At 40.5% G+C, this 16,857-nt stretch carries 17 protein-coding genes and 1 pseudogene; 8 read left to right on the plus strand and 10 right to left on the minus strand.

Features of this window, described 5'->3' with window-relative positions:
• The first annotated feature begins 12 nt into the window (after positions 1-12).
• The 3 genes from cydX (at position 13) to FTU12_RS09670 (ending at position 1,083) form a co-directional block, all read left to right on the plus strand.
• Positions 13-114 carry a cytochrome bd-I oxidase subunit CydX gene (gene cydX, locus FTU12_RS09660; RefSeq protein ID WP_002120988.1) on the plus strand — a complete coding sequence of 34 codons (102 nt, stop codon included), beginning with the start codon at positions 13-15 and terminating at the stop codon, positions 112-114.
• Positions 115-117: 3 nt separating this feature from the next.
• A complete protein-coding gene (locus FTU12_RS09665) occupies positions 118-420 on the plus strand; it encodes a cyd operon YbgE family protein (protein ID WP_078188516.1) in 303 nt (100 codons plus the stop codon).
• A 216-nt stretch (positions 421-636) separates the two neighbouring features.
• Complete coding sequence (locus tag FTU12_RS09670; RefSeq protein ID WP_180114253.1) at positions 637-1,083, plus strand: hypothetical protein; 447 nt, start codon at positions 637-639, stop codon at positions 1,081-1,083.
• A 192-nt stretch (positions 1,084-1,275) separates the two neighbouring features.
• Here FTU12_RS09670 and rodA read toward each other — a convergent pair whose 3' ends face one another.
• The 6 genes from rodA to FTU12_RS09700 all read right to left on the minus strand — a co-directional run bounded on the left by rodA (position 1,276) and on the right by FTU12_RS09700 (position 7,478).
• A complete protein-coding gene (rodA, locus tag FTU12_RS09675) occupies positions 1,276-2,412 on the minus strand; it encodes a rod shape-determining protein RodA (RefSeq protein WP_111884954.1) in 1,137 nt (378 codons plus the stop codon).
• Positions 2,413-2,497: 85 nt separating this feature from the next.
• Positions 2,498-3,223 carry a 2-C-methyl-D-erythritol 4-phosphate cytidylyltransferase gene (gene ispD / locus FTU12_RS09680; RefSeq protein WP_180114254.1) on the minus strand — a complete coding sequence of 242 codons (726 nt, stop codon included), beginning with the start codon at positions 3,221-3,223 and terminating at the stop codon, positions 2,498-2,500.
• Positions 3,186-3,578 carry a septum formation initiator family protein gene (locus tag FTU12_RS09685; protein ID WP_078188520.1) on the minus strand — a complete coding sequence of 131 codons (393 nt, stop codon included), beginning with the start codon at positions 3,576-3,578 and terminating at the stop codon, positions 3,186-3,188. Before FTU12_RS09685 ends, ispD begins: the two co-directional genes overlap by 38 nt.
• Positions 3,579-3,594: 16 nt before the next feature.
• Positions 3,595-4,884: a phosphopyruvate hydratase gene (gene eno, locus FTU12_RS09690; RefSeq protein WP_078188521.1), complete on the minus strand. Its 1,290-nt coding sequence runs from the start codon at positions 4,882-4,884 to the stop codon at positions 3,595-3,597.
• A 64-nt stretch (positions 4,885-4,948) separates the two neighbouring features.
• Positions 4,949-5,806 carry a 3-deoxy-8-phosphooctulonate synthase gene (kdsA, locus tag FTU12_RS09695; RefSeq protein WP_078188522.1) on the minus strand — a complete coding sequence of 286 codons (858 nt, stop codon included), beginning with the start codon at positions 5,804-5,806 and terminating at the stop codon, positions 4,949-4,951.
• 31 nt (positions 5,807-5,837) lie between these two features.
• Positions 5,838-7,478: a CTP synthase gene (locus tag FTU12_RS09700; RefSeq protein ID WP_078188523.1), complete on the minus strand. Its 1,641-nt coding sequence runs from the start codon at positions 7,476-7,478 to the stop codon at positions 5,838-5,840.
• A gap of 229 nt (positions 7,479-7,707) precedes the next feature.
• Here FTU12_RS09700 and FTU12_RS09705 point away from each other — a divergent pair, with 229 nt between their 5' ends.
• Positions 7,708-8,121 (plus strand): internalin, encoded by a 414-nt coding sequence (locus tag FTU12_RS09705; RefSeq protein ID WP_180114255.1) that lies wholly within the window; start codon positions 7,708-7,710, stop codon positions 8,119-8,121.
• A gap of 111 nt (positions 8,122-8,232) precedes the next feature.
• Here the strand turns inward: FTU12_RS09705 and FTU12_RS09710 are convergent.
• Positions 8,233-9,116: pseudogene (locus tag FTU12_RS09710) on the minus strand (LysR substrate-binding domain-containing protein).
• Positions 9,117-9,226: 110 nt separating this feature from the next.
• On the opposite strand from FTU12_RS09710, the gene dkgB reads away from it, so the two are divergent.
• A complete protein-coding gene (gene dkgB, locus FTU12_RS09715) occupies positions 9,227-10,033 on the plus strand; it encodes a 2,5-didehydrogluconate reductase DkgB (RefSeq protein ID WP_218955937.1) in 807 nt (268 codons plus the stop codon).
• Position 10,034: 1 nt separating this feature from the next.
• Complete coding sequence (locus tag FTU12_RS09720) at positions 10,035-11,210, plus strand: MFS transporter (RefSeq protein WP_180114256.1); 1,176 nt, start codon at positions 10,035-10,037, stop codon at positions 11,208-11,210.
• Positions 11,211-11,248: 38 nt separating this feature from the next.
• Here the strand turns inward: FTU12_RS09720 and FTU12_RS09725 are convergent, their stop codons facing one another.
• The 3 genes from FTU12_RS09725 to FTU12_RS09735 form a co-directional block, all read right to left on the minus strand.
• The gene (locus FTU12_RS09725) at positions 11,249-12,340 is read right to left on the minus strand and encodes a YheT family hydrolase (protein ID WP_180114257.1); all 1,092 of its coding nucleotides are present in this window, start codon (positions 12,338-12,340) and stop codon (positions 11,249-11,251) included.
• Between the two features lie 203 nt (positions 12,341-12,543).
• Complete coding sequence (locus tag FTU12_RS09730; RefSeq protein ID WP_121532411.1) at positions 12,544-12,948, minus strand: nuclear transport factor 2 family protein; 405 nt, start codon at positions 12,946-12,948, stop codon at positions 12,544-12,546.
• A 123-nt stretch (positions 12,949-13,071) separates the two neighbouring features.
• On the minus strand, positions 13,072-15,096 hold the full coding sequence (locus tag FTU12_RS09735) for an NADPH-dependent 2,4-dienoyl-CoA reductase (protein WP_180114258.1): 2,025 nt from the start codon (positions 15,094-15,096) through the stop codon (positions 13,072-13,074).
• A 181-nt stretch (positions 15,097-15,277) separates the two neighbouring features.
• Between FTU12_RS09735 and FTU12_RS09740 the strand changes: the two genes are divergently transcribed.
• Positions 15,278-15,817, plus strand: coding sequence for a PadR family transcriptional regulator (locus tag FTU12_RS09740; protein WP_180114259.1), 540 nt, complete (start codon positions 15,278-15,280; stop codon positions 15,815-15,817).
• Positions 15,818-15,841: 24 nt separating this feature from the next.
• Positions 15,842-16,750: an alpha/beta fold hydrolase gene (locus FTU12_RS09745; protein WP_180114260.1), complete on the plus strand. Its 909-nt coding sequence runs from the start codon at positions 15,842-15,844 to the stop codon at positions 16,748-16,750.
• Positions 16,751-16,857: the final 107 nt, after the last annotated feature.

A 16,857-nucleotide genomic window follows, 5' to 3' on the forward strand; every position in this document is an offset into this window, starting at 1 on the left:
GGAGAAAAGACGATGTGGTATTTTGCTTGGATTCTCGGTATTTTGATGGCATGTTTTGCAGGTGTACTCAGTGCACTTTACATCGAACATCATCAAGATCTAGATGAGGAATAACAAATGACTGATGCTGCTGTAGAAAAATCACTTGTAGAAAAGAAGCCAAATAAATTTGCAATGGTCATTTCCTGCCTGTTAGCTTTTCCTTTGGCAGCCGTGTTACTTGTACATCCTGCTGCCATGCTGGATGACAATGGTGGATATAGCCATCGAGCGCTGATGTTCATCATGATAGGTATTTCAGGTGGTTTTGTGCATGGTGTGGGTTTTACACCACACCATTGGTTCTGGAAATGGCTTTTTAGCCCCTTCCTCGCTTGGCCACTCATGTTGTGGGGCTACTACACATGGTTCCTACATTAATTAATATCTAAATAAAGCCCTCACTTGAGGGCTTTATTTTTGATTGAAACCACAAAACTGTTTAAAATCAAACAGATAAAAAAATCGATCCTAGTTGCACACTTCAGAGTTTGTATGAGCACTAATAAGTAAATGAAAGGTATTTAGACTATCGAAACTCGACATTAGGATTTAATATCTAGATCAATAGATATATTAGATATAGGATCTAGTCTTATGAAAATAAAAGGTTTTCTTTTAAACCAAAATCCAATTTTTTTTGATCGAAATGCAAATATATTCAAGAACTTTTCAATGCTAAAAATAGAAAAACTTTGGAGTATGTGTAATAGAAATTTTAGTGATCTTACAAACAAAAACTACGCTGAAGTAATTCAATCTGTCTTTTCTAAATATAAAGTGCAAGAACAAACTTACTCATTTGAATCCACTGGAGGAATATTAGAGTTTGATATTTCATGCTCTATGTATGATTGTTTGGCATATAAAGAAACCAATGGATTCTTCGATGAGTGTGATTGTCCGCCGCCAGAATTTTGGATTGCATATATTGACGATAAGTTATTTGCTTATATTCCAAAAGAATACTTAGATATAGCAAATTGTGGTGTTGAAATATCTATGAGCGGAAGCTTGAATTGGGTCCAAACATTAGTAGATTAAATTTTATTTCTTTTATGATGCCTTAACTTTAACTATAGATTAAAGCACCAAATCATCGAATGAAGCTTTTTAATTTATTTGAACATTTCATGACTATTTCAATAGTCAATTTTTCGCAGTTTTATCTAGTCTATTTTAAATCTCAAGCAAAAAAAACCGGATATAAATCCGGCTTGATGTTGTCTATTACAGTTAACGATGCGTATGAATCGACATCACAATCCCCATCCCTGCGAGCATCGCAATTACGGCTGTACCACCATAACTCATCAACGGTAGTGGATCACCTGTTACCGGTAAAATTCCACTGACCATACCCGAGTTTAAAAATACAAAAAAGAAGAAAGTTAATCCTATCGCTCCTGCATAAAGTCGTCCAAAATTATGGAAGCAATTTAGTCCAATAATCAAACAGCGAACAATAATTGCTGTAAACAAACTAAATAAAAGAAATACACCAATAAAGCCAAATTCTTCAGCATAGGTCGACATAATAAAGTCAGTATGATGCTCTGGTAGATAACCCAAGTGCGACTGTGTTCCTTCGGTATAACCCTTACCCATTAACCCGCCTGAACCAATGGCAATTTTAGACTGAATAATATTCCAACCTGCACCAAGCGCGTCAGACTCAGGGTCAAATAACGTCAGTACACGTTTTTTCTGATATTCTTGCAAAAAGAACATCCAGAGTACAGGTGCTGCAATCGCAAAGGCGGTTAAAGCAGCTGCAATTAAACGCCAAGACATACCACTTAAAAATAAAACAAAAATACCCGGAATAATCAAACCGATATTCAAGTCAGGCTGTAAAGCGACCAATGCAAATGGAATCAATAATAAAATTAATGCCCCGACGATTTGTAAAAATTTCGGTGGAAATGGTTTTCGCGCAAAATACCACGCCATCATGAGTGGCATGGCAAATTTCATAAACTCACTCGGCTGCATACTGCCGATACCCGGTAAGCTAATCCAGCGTTTCGCCCCCATCCTTTTTTCACCAATAACCAAAACCAACAACAGTAAAAATATACCGATGGCATATAAGTACGGACTCATAGATTGGTAAACTTTGGGTGGAATTTGTGCGCAGATCAACATCACAATAAAGCCCACACCAAAACTTGTGGCTTGACGCAGCACCATTCCCGAATCTTCCGCGGTCGCACTATAGACAACCATCAGCCCCAATATTGCATTGAGTACCAAGAAGCAAAGTAACCACGGGTCTAAATGAAGTTTAGCCCATCGAGAAGAATCGTGTTTTATACTGCGGCCATCACGTAATGACTGACGTAAAAAACGATACTGTTGAGAAGGGATCATTGCGAAACAGATCTAAAAAGGATGCGGGAATTATAGATTAAAGCGACAGTAAAAATCACTGTCCCTTAAATATTCCTTGAAATAATCATCTATTCACTTGAGACGCTAAAATTAAACGTGCCAATTCCAAGTCATCTGGATAGGTAATTTTAATATTGTCCGAACGACCCTGCACGACATTGACATGCTCACCGACAAATTCTAAAGCACTAGCCTCATCTGTGATGGTCGCACCAGCGGCAAGCGCTTGTTCAATGGCATTTTTAAGCACACCCAATTTGGCAATTTGTGGTGTCTGCGCTTGCCATAAAGTTGAACGATCTACCGTTGTTGATATAAGTGGCGCCGTTTCAACTCGCTTTAAGGTATCGCGTACGGGAATGGCGAGAATCGCACTTTGCTCAGAATTTACTGCCGATTGAACTAAATTTTCTAAACACAACTGTGAGACACATGGTCGTGCTGCATCATGAACAAACACCCAATCATCATCATTGGCAATCGAAGATAGATATTGCAATGCATTGAGTACAGAATGCACACGCTCTGCACCACCTAAACAAAAATGTGCCTTATCTTGATTAGTGAGTGCCAAGGTCTGCGCAACATTATCTTGCTCGCCTATAGCCAATATATAGCCTGTTAAAGGCAATTGGTTGAGACGTGCAACTGTGTGATCAAGCACAGTTAGACCCGCAATGTTTTGATATTGTTTTAGTTCAGTTTTAGAAAATCGACTTCCTGAACCAGCAGCAGGAATAATGGCCCACAATTTAAGGTTCGGGTGGAAGTTCGGCTGGTTCTGACTCATTGGTACGTAGGTCTACTTTTGCGTTTGGATCAATATAAATTGGTTTGTACTGAGTACTGATCGTACTCATCTGCACGAAAGTTTCATGCGGTTTAATTAAACCTAAATCTAGACGAGCATGCTCTTCAATAGCTTCAACGCCATTTTTTAAATCGTATACTTCAGCTGCAAGTACGCGATTTCGTTCTTTTAATTCGTCATTGAGTTCGACTTGTTGTTGTATTTTCTGACTCAGTTGTTGATGTTGATGGTAACCACCTTCACCGAACCAGTATAAATATTGAAACCCTGCGATCAAAAAGATCGCAAGGCCCAACAATGCTTTACTCGCTTTGGAGTCAAATACATTTAACATAGATAGCATGATCTGCTTAGTTCAAACCTTTGAACTCAGCTTTACCGCGATATGCAGCATTAGTCAATTCTTCAATACGAAGTAATTGGTTATATTTCGCTACACGGTCAGAACGGCAAAGTGAACCAGTTTTGATTTGACCCGCTGCTGTACCCACTGCAAGATCCGCAATAGTTGAATCTTCAGTTTCACCAGAACGGTGTGAAATTACTGTAGTGTAACCATTTGCTTTTGCAAGGTAGATTGCATCTAGAGTTTCAGTCAACGTACCGATTTGGTTGTACTTGATTAGGATCGAGTTACCCACTTTTTCGTTGATACCACGTTGAAGAATCTTAGGATTCGTCACGAATAGGTCATCACCAACCAATTGGATTTTGTCGCCAAGGATTGAAGTAAGGTAAGACCAACCTTCCCAATCAGACTCGTCTAAACCATCTTCAATTGAGATGATTGGGTATTGTTTTGCAAAACCAGCAAGGTAGTCAGCAAATTGGTTGCTTGTGAATGCTTTATTGCCTTCACCTGCAAGGATGTATTGACCATCTTTGTAGAATTCTGAAGATGCACAGTCAAGCGCAAGCATAATGTCTGAACCAGCTTTGTAGCCAGTTTTTTCAATTGCTTCAAGAATTACTGTAATTGCTTCTTCGTTAGAACGAAGGTTCGGTGCAAAACCGCCTTCATCACCAACGGCAGTATTTAAACCTTGTTTCTTTAAAACTGATTTCAAAGAATGGAAAATTTCAGCGCCAGCGCGTAAAGCTTCAGAGAATGAAGTGAAGCCAACTGGCTCAATCATAAATTCTTGAATGTCTACGTTGTTGTCTGCATGTGAACCACCATTTAGGATGTTCATCATTGGAACAGGCATAGTCAAAATGCTGTTATTACGAAGGTCTGCGATGTATTGGAAAAGTGGGATTTTCTTTTCATCAGCAGCAGCGCGTGCAGCAGCTAAAGAAACCGCTAAAGTTGCGTTCGCACCTAATTTTTCTTTGTTTTCAGTACCGTCAAGCGCGATCATTGTGTTATCAATGTCTTTTTGTTCGAATACTGATTTACCCAACAATGCATCACGAATTACTGTGTTAACGTTGTTAACCGCAGTTTTAACGCCTTTACCTAAGTAACGAGCTTTGTCGCCGTCACGAAGTTCTAAAGCTTCACGAGAACCAGTTGAAGCACCAGATGGTGCACATGCACGGCCTACAACGCCAGAGGCTAAGATTACGTCTGCTTCGATGGTAGGGTTACCACGAGAGTCCAAAATTTCACGTGCACGAATGTCAACGATTTGGCTCATGAACAATTCCTCAGTTGATTAATAAAAATGATGCGTCAAAAGTGACGCATCAATGTGTATCGAATTAGTGTGTGTCTAACTTTGCGAAACCTTTAACTAAGGTATCGAGCTCTTTTAACTGTGCCAAGAAAGGTTCCAACTGTGACATGCGTAGCGCACATGGACCGTCACATTTGGCATTTTCTGGATCTGGATGAGCTTCTAAGAACAAACCTGCTAAACCAGTCGCCATACCTGCACGTGCCAGTGTCGTGATTTGCGCACGACGACCACCTGCAGAATCCGCACGACCACCCGGCGTTTGAAGCGCATGCGTAACATCAAAGAACACAGGGACATTCATTTCTTTCATGATGTCAAAGCCCAACATGTCTACAACTAAATTGTTGTAACCAAATGCTGAACCACGTTCACAAAGAATCAGTTTGTCATTCCCTGCTTCCAAACACTTATGCAAAATATGACGCATTTCGTGTGGTGCGAGGAACTGTGCTTTTTTAATGTTGATGATGGCATCAGTTTTCGCCATCGCTTCAACAAGGTCAGTTTGACGGCTTAAAAATGCAGGAAGTTGGATAATATCCGCAACTTCAGCAACAGGCGCAGCTTGATATGGTTCATGTACGTCAGTAATAATCGGCACATTAAAGTGTTTCTTTATGTCAGCTAACCACTCGATTCCTTTTTCCAGGCCTGGGCCACGGAAAGAGTTCAAGCTTGAACGATTGGCTTTATCAAAACTTGCTTTAAACACATACGGAATATCCAAGCGTTTGCAGATATCCACATAGGTTTCAGCAATTTCAAAAGCAAGGTCTTTTGACTCAAGTACGTTCATGCCGCCGAATAGTACAAATGGCAAATGATTTGCCATTTGTATATCGCCTAAACGTACAATTTCCTGTGGTTTTAATTGTGACATTTAAACTCTTCCTGGTTTAGTCAAAAACACATTATTTCGCTTTTTGGTACTGCTTTTTAGCAGCATCAATAAAGCCTGCGAATAATGGGTGTCCATCACGTGGTGAACTTGTAAATTCCGGATGGAATTGTACAGCAATAAACCAAGGATGTTCAGGAATTTCAACAGTTTCAACAAGACGTTGCACTGGAGAATAACCTGAAATTTTCATGCCTTTTTCTTCAAGCACTGGGATATAACGGTTGTTCATTTCATAACGGTGACGGTGACGTTCAACGATCTCTTCAGAACCGTAAACTTGTGCAGTTTTTGTTCCCGCAACCAATTCAGATTTTTGAGCACCCAGACGCATTGTGCCGCCTAAGTCAGAATCTGCATTACGTTGTTGAACTTCGCCGCGCTCATCTAACCATTCAGTGATTAGACCAATCAATGGTGATTTTGTAGAACGGTTAAATTCAGTTGAAGTTGCATCGCTAATACCCGCAACGTTGCGCGCATATTCGATCACAGCCAACTGCATACCTAAACAGATGCCGAGGAACGGTACACCGTTTTCACGTGCAAAACGAATCGCTTTCATTTTGCCTTCTGTACCACGTTCACCAAAACCACCTGGAACTAAGATTGCATCCGCGTCTTTTAATACGTCGTTTACATCTTGGCTTTCAAGTTCTTCTGCATTGACGTAATCGATTTGAACTTTCACACGGTTTTGAATACCCGCATGTAAAAGTGCTTCGTTTACAGATTTGTATGCATCTGGAAGTTCAACGTATTTACCAACCATCGCTACACGAACTGTGTATTCAGGGTTCAATAATGCATCTACAACGTTATCCCAGTCTGTAAGATCAGCTTCTGGAAGATCGTTATAACCAAAACGTTCACAGATTAAATCATCAACGTTTTGTTCATAGAAAGTACGTGGAATTTGGTAAATTGAACGCGCATCTTTACATACCACAACTGCGCGTGCTTCAACGTTCGTAAATAACGCAATTTTACGTGTAGTGTCAGCATCAACATCATGTTCTGTACGGCAGATCAGGATGTCTGGTTGAATACCAATCGACAAAAGCTCTTTTACAGAGTGTTGAGTTGGTTTAGTTTTTAATTCAGCAGCTGACTTAATATATGGGAGTAAAGTTAAGTGCATTAACATTGTGCGCTTATGACCTAGTTCGACCATAAGTTGACGTACAGATTCCATGAATGGGAGAGATTCAATGTCACCTACTGTACCGCCGATCTCAACGATCGCAACGTCATAGCCTTCACCTGCGCGAAGAACACGTTCTTTAATATTGTCAGTAATATGTGGAATAACTTGAACTGTACCACCGAGGTAGTCACCACGACGTTCTTTATTCAAGACATCTTGGTACACTCGTCCTGAAGTAAAGTTGTTCAGTTTGGTCATTTTCGCACGACGCAAGAAACGTTCGTAATAACCCAAGTCTAAGTCAGTTTCAGCACCATCCTCTGTGACAAAAACTTCACCGTGTTGGAATGGACTCATAGTCCCTGGATCGACATTAATGTATGGATCCATTTTTACCATGGTTACTTTTAAACCACGGGCTTCTAAAAGCGCAGCCACTGATGCAGCTGAAATACCTTTACCTAGTGATGATACAACACCACCAGTAACGAAAATAAAATGGGTCATTAAGTTTCTCGTACAATGGAGCCTAAATTGGCCTACAATGTTGTGCGATTTTACTTTACTCTGTACCAAGAAAGCAAAGTCATTCCGCATCAATTCATAGAACAATTAACAATTGGCTATTGTAACAGCAATTATCATAAAAATTTAGAGTAAGTTCTTATCATTTCTATATTCTTATTTGCTGTTATAATGCTTTTATCCAATCCACACTTTTTTGTTTTGTGTAATTATGAATAAGAAACTTTTAATCTGCGGTGCAATCGCAACAGGTCTACTTCTTACAGCATGTGTAAAAAAAGAAGCACCAAAAGAAGAAGAACAGGAACAGGTTGAAGTTGCAGCATCTGAACCAACAGCATCTGTACCCACACAATTAGAACCAGTTGAAGAACAACCAGTTGTTGAAGAAACGACTCAACAGCAAGTCGAAGTGATTCGTGAAGAAACACCGAATACTACAACTGAAATTCGTCGTGAACCTACTACTCCTGCAGAAGCTCCAGCTCCAAAAGCAGAAGCACCTAAAGCTGCAGAAAAACCTGCACAAGCTGCTCAACCTAAACAAAACTCAGGTTCTGCACAGTCTGAAGATGACGCCGTAGCTGCTGCCATTGCTGCTGCAACACCAGCTTTAGAGAACTAAGATCGAAGTTTTATCAAACAAATGATCAAAAAAACCCGGCAATTGTCGGGTTTTTTATTGTTTCTATGTAAATAAAAATCTGCACCCAACGATGCACAGTTTTTCTCACAACTATTCTTGTAATTTTTCAGCTAAATATTCAATAAATAAACGAACACGTTTGGGTAAATGCTCTTGTTGATAATAGACAGCATGAATAAGCTGTTCATGTGGCTCAATTTGATCGTCTAAAAGTCGTATCAATCGCCCTTCTGCAATATCTTTTTCTAACATAAAAATCGAAAGACAAGCGATGCCCATCCCATGAATCGCAAGCTCCCGTAGTGTTTCACCATTTGATGCCTTGATGTTGGGTCGGATCGTCAGGGGTTTCCCTGCGACTTGGATCGGCCAAGTATTCATATGGGTAATTTGACTAAATCCAAGTAAAGCATGTGCGGTTAGCTCTTCAGCATTTTGCGGACGTCCATGCTGCTTAAGATATTCAGGACTCGCCACCAAACACAGTCGACTCTTGTAGATAAGTTTTGCATGCAAACTGGAGTCGCTTAATTTTCCAAAGCGAATTGCGACATCTGCTTTATGCTCTAATAAGTCAATCACTTGATCATGATTCACCAATTCAATCTGTATATGCGGATAACGTGCATTAAATTCTGGTATCAAGGGAACGATCATATGCAGAATAAACGAAATCGCAGAATCGACCCGCACCAACCCCGAAGTATCTGCATCTAATTTCAGCAGAGAATCTTCCGCTTCCTCAAATCATTCAATATCCGCCGTGTTTTAGCTAAAAATAATTGCCCCTCTTGCGTCAGCTTAATTTTGCGGGTTGTTCGTTCCAACAGGGTTACATTTAATTTAGATTCCAGACGCTGTAATGCACGGCTGACACCAGATGCTGTTTGATCCAGTCTTTCTGCTGCTTTGATAATAGAGCCGCTATCTACAATAACAGTAAAAGCCTGAAGCTCCTCAATGGTCGATTTCATTGCATATTCGAATTCGTGATTTTTAATCAATAATATATTCCAAACTCATGCATTTTTCTTCAATAAAATTAGCAGCACAATAGCATCAACTCAAAAAAAGAGAATTCCTGATGATTGTTCCTCAATTTGGTGTCGGCACCTTCCGTTTGACAGGTGACACTGTCATTCATTCTGTTAAAACTGCCTTAGAAGTTGGATATCGTGCTGTAGACACCGCACAAATCTACGGTAATGAAGCAGAAGTAGGCCAAGCAATCGATGAAAGTCAGGTCAATCGAGCTGATATTTTCTTAACCACGAAAATTTGGACTGAAAATTATGCTGCCGACAAATTGATACCCAGTCTAAAAGACAGCTTAATTAAATTAAGGACGGATGCAGTTAACCTCACACTTATTCATTGGCCTGCACCTGCACTTGGAGTCAATATTCCAGAATTAATGGGACATTTACTTGAGGCAAAAAAACAAGGTTTGACTGAATATATTGGTGTATCTAATTTTAATATTGAGCTTACTCAACAAGCTATTGACAGTATAGGTGCTGAGCAGATTGCAACCAATCAAATTGAACTGAGTCCTTATCTTCAAAATGAACGACTTGCGACTTACTTAAAACAGCAAAATATTGATGTCACTTCTTATATGACCTTGGCTTATGGCAAAGTGCTAAATGACCCAATACTTTCTGATATTGCAGCACAACACCAAGCTTCAATTGCACAAGTGACACTCGCTTGGGCGCTGCAAAAGGGTTATGCCGTAATTCCATCTTCAACCCAACGTGAACATTTAATCAGTAATTTAAAAGCTCAAGAGATTCATTTAACACCAGAACAGATGCAGGCCATTGTCACACTAGACAGAAATGCGCGTGAAGTGAACCCACCTGAACTTGCTCCAGTGTGGGATATTTAATATGAAATTCAATTTTCCATTAATTGCATTAGCCGTAGGTGCTTTTGCAATTGGCACAACAGAATTTTCACCGATGGGTTTTTTGCCTGAAATCGCAGCAGATTTATCGGTATCTATTCCTCAAGCGGGCTTACTGATTAGTGCCTATGCCGTTGGCGTCATGATTGGTGCCCCACTAATGACCTTATGGTTAGCACGTTTTCCAAAACGTACTGCCCTTATTTTATTGATGGCAATCTTTACCATCGGTAATATTTTGGCAACGATTGCACCCAATTATCTCGGTTTAATGGCTGCGCGTTTAGTGACGAGTTTGAACCACGGCGCCTTTTTTGGCTTAGGCTCTGTCGTCGCAGCAAGTGTTGTTCCAAAAGATAAACAAGCCAGTGCTGTAGCCATGATGTTTATGGGGTTAACCATTGCGAATATTGGCGGTGTTCCGCTCGCAACGTGGGTAGGGCAAAATATCGGTTGGCGTATGTCTTTTGCGGCCATTACCTTACTGGGCATCATCACCATGTTGGCATTATGGAAAGCACTACCTCATCAGCAACAGACCGAAAAACCTGATGTACGAGCAGAGTTAAAAGTATTAACACGCATGCCTGTTGTTTTAGTACTGCTCACCACGGTAATGAGTGCTGGAGCTATGTTCGCGCTCTATACCTATATCGCACCAAGTTTAAAAGTCTTTACTCATGCAAGCCCTGAACTTATCACTTTCATGTTGGTTTTAATCGGGATCGGATTTTCAATTGGTAACCATTTCGGTGGTAAGTTTGCCGATCAATCCTTAGATAAGACCTTGATTGGCTTTTTAATCTTACTGATGCTGATGATGCTGTTATTTCCAATTTTAGCAACCACCACCATTGGCGCAGCGATTGCATTAATCATCTGGGGAGCAGCAGCCTTTGCCGTCGTACCACCTTTACAAATGCGTGTTATGACAGTCGCTCACGATGCACCAGGCCTCGCTTCTTCAGTGAATATTGGTGCATTTAATCTTGGAAATGCTTTGGGCGCTGTTGCAGGTGCCGCAGTGCTAAATCTCAACCTAAGCTATGCTGCAGTATCTTATACAGGAGCGACATTGAGTGCTATAGCGTTGATTTTAGTATTGATACAGATGAAGCTTAAACCTCAAACAACTGCATGTTGCGCACAAGCCGAGTAACACACACTTAAAATAGCCTATCCAAAGTAGGCTATTTTTTAGTTCGCATATAACTTTAAAAAATCTGCCATCAATTTGGTTGCCCATGAATGGGTATCAACAAGACCTTCATAATAACCACAGTGACTGCCTTTTTTGGTGGTCACCACCACCACATTCGGCAAAGAACGAATTAATTCTTTATAGGGCTCAAAGTTTTGAATATGGCAAACAGGATCATCCTCGGCATTTAAAATCATCAAAGGAATTTTAAGATTTTCAAATACATAAATTGGGTTGGTAGATTTGGCATAACTTTCATAATCTGCAAAACCAGCCATTTGAAAATATGTACGTTCAAACTGCGCCAGATTTTTACTTTTTAGGACTTCTATTAAAGATGGTGTTGTTGACCATGTTGCAGAATAAGGTTCTACAAACTTCTGAAAGAGCTTTTTCGTCATCATTTTACTGTAAAAAGGATGGACATTTTTAAAGCCAAGCTCTGTGTCATAGCCCGGACATAACGCAAAAGCCGCTTTAAATGGTGTTTCCTCCCCTTGTTCGCCTAAATAGCGGACCAATAACCCCGTTCCTGCAGATGAACCGACGCCATACAAACTCGATGCGGGAAATTTCTGCTGAATAAAGGCAATCTGTTCACGTAGGTCATCGGTTGAACCAAATAAATTTATTTTGGCAACAGGCATAGGTAAATTGGCATGACCGCGTCTTAAACATAGCGCAATGCGCCAACCTGTATATAGATGAAGATCCCTCACCACTTCTCGCATACTTTCAGGCGTTCCCGTAATCGTATGCATGAGCACCACAGTTGGCACATCCGCAGGTAAATCTAAGCCCAACCATGCAATGGCTGTGATTCCACCATCAGCCATGGTTAGCTGCTCTATGGCATCATATTTAAGCTTCACTTGACGCTTTTTAATGACATCAAAATACAGTAAATGTGCATGGGTATTCGACAGCCAAGGCGTAGGACGATATTTTTCATGTAGTTGCTTTAACTTCGGCAGCACATGTTGCATTTGCCCTTCAGGATGATAATAAAGCTGTGGTATTTCCGCACCGATGGCATGATCTACAAAATTTAAAAGAGCCAGACGCCCTTTATGCATCACATTATTCATTGACCTTACCTTCACCTCGCTTCGCACTACAGCAAATCATTTCAATCTTTTCACTTTGACCAACAAGGCCCATTAAACAAACGTATCTACAAAACCATATCTCACTAGCAATATTTGTTTACTTAAACCTCATAAGCAAAAAGCATGACAATATCCATCATGCTTTTTTATCATTCTGTGATGAGCATTTAAAATCAGCAGATTTAAGGCTGATATTGCATAATGCGCTCACCCATTTTCGCCGCCAATGCTTCCAAGCCACTTTTTGGACGAAGCATGACTTCAAAATCAATCATCTGACCTTGTTCATTAAACTGAATCATGTCGATCCCTTTTAACTTTTTCTCGCCAACATTGGCAGAAAACTCAAGTACAACATTGAGGCCATCCTCACTATAAAACTCACGGTGGTAAGTAAAATTTTCAAAAATTTGAATCACATTGGTCAAAATAAAAGTTACTACAGGCTTACCTGGATATGGGTTAAACGCGACAGGTGAACGAAACACCACATCCTCTGCCAAGAGTTCATTTAAAATATTCATATCCCGTGTGTCGAGCATTTCGTGCCAACGTGCAACAGATTTTTTTGTTGTTTCAATAGTCATGTTTATGTCCTTTTTTTTTGATGAATCATTTCCCTTTCCTCAAACTCCTCTCCCAAATGGAGAGGAAGCACGACAACTGCATATTAAATTGAATGAAGTTGTCGTGGTTTAGTATGAGGCTGATTAAATCACCGCAGCCAAATCTGCACCTTGACGAATGGCACGTTTAGCATCTAACTCACCTGCTTCTTTCGCACCACCAATCAAATGCACATTTTTCCCATCTGCTTGTAGCTGTTCATACATCGCGGTATAGGATTCCTGACCTGCACAAATCACCACATGATCAACATCTAAAATACGTGGTTGACCATCAACGGTAATATGCAAACCTTGATCATCAATTTTGTCGTAGCTTGCACCCGCAATCATTTTCACATCGCGGTGTTTCAAACCTGTACGGTGAATCCACCCCGTGGTTTTACCTAAGCCAGCACCAACCGATTTAGCCTTACGTTGCAATAAATACACTTCACGCGGCGATTCTTCGACGTCTGGATGTTTCAAGCCACCGACTTGCGCATAAGTGGTATCAATTCCCCATTCATCATAAAATTTCTCAGGATTGAGGCTACCGCTCTCACCTTCATGCGTTAAATATTCAGCCGTATCGAAACCAATACCGCCTGCACCAATGATTGCTACACGTTTGCCAACAGGGTGACGTTCACGTAAAACCTGTAAATAGCTCAATACTTTTGGATGATCAATACCATCTATATCTAACTGACGCGGTGTTACACCCGTCGCCACCACGATGTCATCAAAATCAGACTGAGCTAATTCTTCATAGGTTGCCGTATGGTTCAGTACCAATTTAATCTGAGGCAATAGTTCTATTTTGCGTTTGAAATAACGCAGCGTTTCATAAAACTCTTCTTTACCAGGAATCGTTTTCGCAATATTAAACTGCCCACCAATTTGGCTTGAAGCTTCAAAAACCGTTACATTGTGACCACGTTCTGCTGCATAAGTTGCAAAGCTTAAACCCGCAGGTCCCGCACCAATCACAGCGATATTTTTCACCTGTGCAGATTCTTTAAATATCAGCTCAGTTTCATAGCAGGCTTGAGGGTTAACCAAACATGTTGCAATTTTCATCGAGAAAATATGATCTAAGCAGGCTTGATTACAACCAATACAGGTATTAATTTCATCACTACGACCTTGTTCTGCTTTTTCTACAAAACGTGGGTCAGCCAGCATTGGACGTGCCATGGACACCATATCTGCATCACCTGATGCAAGAACATGTTCAGCCATTTCAGGAGTGTTAATACGGTTTGAGGTGATTAAAGGAACATTCACAAGACCTTTTAATTTCTTGGTCACCCATGTAAATGCAGCACGCGGCACTTTGGTTGCAATGGTCGGAATACGCGCTTCATGCCAACCAATACCGGTATTAATAATAGTTGCACCGGCTTTTTCAATGGCTTTTGCAAGTTGCACAACTTCTTCGAAAGTCGAACCACCTTCAACCAGATCCAGCATAGAAAGACGGTAAATAATAATAAAATTTTCACCAACTATTTCACGCGTACGACGCACGATCTCGATTGGAAAACGAATCCGGTTTTCATAACTGCCACCCCATTCATCATCACGGTGGTTGGTACGTGCAGCAATAAACTCATTAATTAAATAACCTTCTGACCCCATGACCTCTACACCATCATAACCCGCTGTCTGTGCTAACTGAGCACATTTGGCAAAATCATTGATTGTGCGTTCGACGTCTGCTGTGCTTAAAGCTTGCGGTTTTACTGGGTTAATTGGTGCTTGAATAGATGAAGGTGCAACATTATTGGCCTGATACGAGTAACGACCTGTATGCAAAATCTGCATCGCAATTTTACCGCCAGCATCATGTACCGCCTGCGTAATCACTTTATGTTTTTCTGCTTCTTCTAAAGAGTCTAATTTTGAACCACCAGCAAATGTCACACCATCATCATTGGGAGAAATACCACCGGTTACAATCAGACCTACACCACCTTTCGCACGTTCTGCATAAAAAGCAGCCATGCGTTCATAGCCACCCGGTGCTTCTTCAAGGCCGATATGCATAGAACCCATCAATACACGGTTCTTTAGCGTTGTAAAACCTAAATCTAGTGGTGCCAATAAATTTGGATAATTTGACATTTTTTCTCCTTAGCGTGCTGAAAAGCTGGCTATTTTTATCTTCGCTTGTATACGAGCTTTCTCTTTCCATCTACGCATACAAGATTTTTGCAACTTGTTGCACTAATTTATATGCGAGATTTGATTTTTATGCAACATGTTGCATAATAAAAAGTACAAAACTATTTTGACTGAGCCATATATGTCTTTAGCCCATGTTTTACTCACGAGCTTACTTGAAAAACCGAGTACAGGAATTGACCTTGCACGCCGTTTTGACCGCTCTATGGGCTTTTTTTGGAATGCAACACATCAGCAAATCTACCGTGAACTCAGTGGCATGCAGCAAAAAGGCTGGATCAGCACTATTGAAGATGAGCACAGCACAACCCGTAAAAAAACCTACCGAGTTGAACAGCTTGGACGTGTTGAATTAGCCAATTGGATGGTTGAGCAAAGCCCTCCAGCTCAATTACGTGAAGAGTTGATGGTTCGTTTACGTGCTGAAGCTCAACTGGGCACAAACGGCGTATTACCCGAATTAGAACGTCATCTTGAAATTCACAAAGAAAAACTAAAAGTGTACCAGTCTATTTTTGCAAAAGACTTTGCACATGCGCATGATGAAGACCGTACCTTGTACATTCATAAAATGATTTTACAGCTTGGGATTGATTTGGAAATCGGTTGGATCAAATGGCTCGAAACTATCATTCCACAGTTGCATAAATTTAATCACTAAAACAAAAAATAAATAGGAAGCTGCATGCCACACTATACAATGCCCGATCAGCAACAACTGTATGTTCGTGAATATGGTCAAGGAGAACCCATTCTGGTTTTATCTGGACTGGGCATGCAAAGTTGGCAATGGCACCCTTTTCTATATCAACACCGAAAACACTTTAAATTTATCATTCCAGACTGGCGTGGATTTGGCGGCTCTAAACTTTGTCAAATTCCCAATATGGACACCATTTCAAGCCATTGGCGAGATATTGACAGCTTAGTTTCCCAACTTGGTTACGATAAAATCACGGTGATTGCTTACTCCATCGGGGCAACGACCACCATGCACGGTTTAAAATACGGTCAGTTTGCTGAAAAAATTAAACGTTATTTGCACATCGATCAAACGCCTAAAATTCGAGTAGATGCAGATTGGCAATATGGTTTATATGGCAAACGCCACACTGAGTTTTTGAGTATTTTAGAAGACATCTCGAAGGTACTTGCAACCAACCTCTCCGTGCCATTTGCACAGCAGATGAATAAACATGACCGTCAAGGTCTGGTCGACGCTTGGTTAAGGTTCATAGACTTACAAAATAGCAATCCTTATACATTATCCGCTTTTCGTTTTGCATACCAACAACCAACTTTACAGAAGCTGATGTTACCATCACAAAGTGTGGCCTATTTATATTGGTATATTCAAAATTATTTAAACCATACTGAAGATTATCGTGAAGCCATTGCAGCACTCACCGCGCCAACAACTTTTTTCACAGGGGCAAAATCGATCCTCTATCCTGCTCAAGGTCAAAAAATTATTGCTGACAGCCTAGCCAATGCAGAGCAGATTATTTTTAAAAAATCGGGACACACGCCATTGCTCAGTGAACCGGTCAAATTCAGCCGTGAAATCACCAAGTTCTTAAAACAAGCGCTCTAATAAGACTGAATAAAAAAATAGGCTCAATACTTTCAAGAATGAGCCTATGTTTTATGCAGAAAGGTGTTACTTAAACGTTTGCTTCAAAATTGAATTTCAAATTTAAC

The sequence above is a fragment of the Acinetobacter sp. YH12063 genome (assembly GCF_013419715.1).
Taxonomy (GTDB): Bacteria; Pseudomonadota; Gammaproteobacteria; order Pseudomonadales; family Moraxellaceae; genus Acinetobacter; species Acinetobacter amyesii.

What these genes read in the sequence shown, in the direction of transcription:
- cydX (WP_002120988.1), top strand. Translation starts at nt 13, where the DNA reads ATGTGGTATTTTGCTTGGATTCTCGGTATTTTGATGGCATGTTTTGCA.
- FTU12_RS09665 (WP_078188516.1), top strand. Translation starts at nt 118, where the DNA reads ATGACTGATGCTGCTGTAGAAAAATCACTTGTAGAAAAGAAGCCAAAT.
- FTU12_RS09670 (WP_180114253.1), top strand. Translation starts at nt 637, where the DNA reads ATGAAAATAAAAGGTTTTCTTTTAAACCAAAATCCAATTTTTTTTGAT.
- rodA (WP_111884954.1), bottom strand. Translation starts at nt 2,412, where the DNA reads ATGATCCCTTCTCAACAGTATCGTTTTTTACGTCAGTCATTACGTGAT.
- ispD (WP_180114254.1), bottom strand. Translation starts at nt 3,223, where the DNA reads ATGAGTCAGAACCAGCCGAACTTCCACCCGAACCTTAAATTGTGGGCC.
- FTU12_RS09685 (WP_078188520.1), bottom strand. Translation starts at nt 3,578, where the DNA reads ATGTTAAATGTATTTGACTCCAAAGCGAGTAAAGCATTGTTGGGCCTT.
- eno (WP_078188521.1), bottom strand. Translation starts at nt 4,884, where the DNA reads ATGAGCCAAATCGTTGACATTCGTGCACGTGAAATTTTGGACTCTCGT.
- kdsA (WP_078188522.1), bottom strand. Translation starts at nt 5,806, where the DNA reads ATGTCACAATTAAAACCACAGGAAATTGTACGTTTAGGCGATATACAA.
- FTU12_RS09700 (WP_078188523.1), bottom strand. Translation starts at nt 7,478, where the DNA reads ATGACCCATTTTATTTTCGTTACTGGTGGTGTTGTATCATCACTAGGT.
- FTU12_RS09705 (WP_180114255.1), top strand. Translation starts at nt 7,708, where the DNA reads ATGAATAAGAAACTTTTAATCTGCGGTGCAATCGCAACAGGTCTACTT.
- dkgB (WP_218955937.1), top strand. Translation starts at nt 9,227, where the DNA reads ATGATTGTTCCTCAATTTGGTGTCGGCACCTTCCGTTTGACAGGTGAC.
- FTU12_RS09720 (WP_180114256.1), top strand. Translation starts at nt 10,035, where the DNA reads ATGAAATTCAATTTTCCATTAATTGCATTAGCCGTAGGTGCTTTTGCA.
- FTU12_RS09725 (WP_180114257.1), bottom strand. Translation starts at nt 12,340, where the DNA reads ATGAATAATGTGATGCATAAAGGGCGTCTGGCTCTTTTAAATTTTGTA.
- FTU12_RS09730 (WP_121532411.1), bottom strand. Translation starts at nt 12,948, where the DNA reads ATGACTATTGAAACAACAAAAAAATCTGTTGCACGTTGGCACGAAATG.
- FTU12_RS09735 (WP_180114258.1), bottom strand. Translation starts at nt 15,096, where the DNA reads ATGTCAAATTATCCAAATTTATTGGCACCACTAGATTTAGGTTTTACA.
- FTU12_RS09740 (WP_180114259.1), top strand. Translation starts at nt 15,278, where the DNA reads ATGTCTTTAGCCCATGTTTTACTCACGAGCTTACTTGAAAAACCGAGT.
- FTU12_RS09745 (WP_180114260.1), top strand. Translation starts at nt 15,842, where the DNA reads ATGCCACACTATACAATGCCCGATCAGCAACAACTGTATGTTCGTGAA.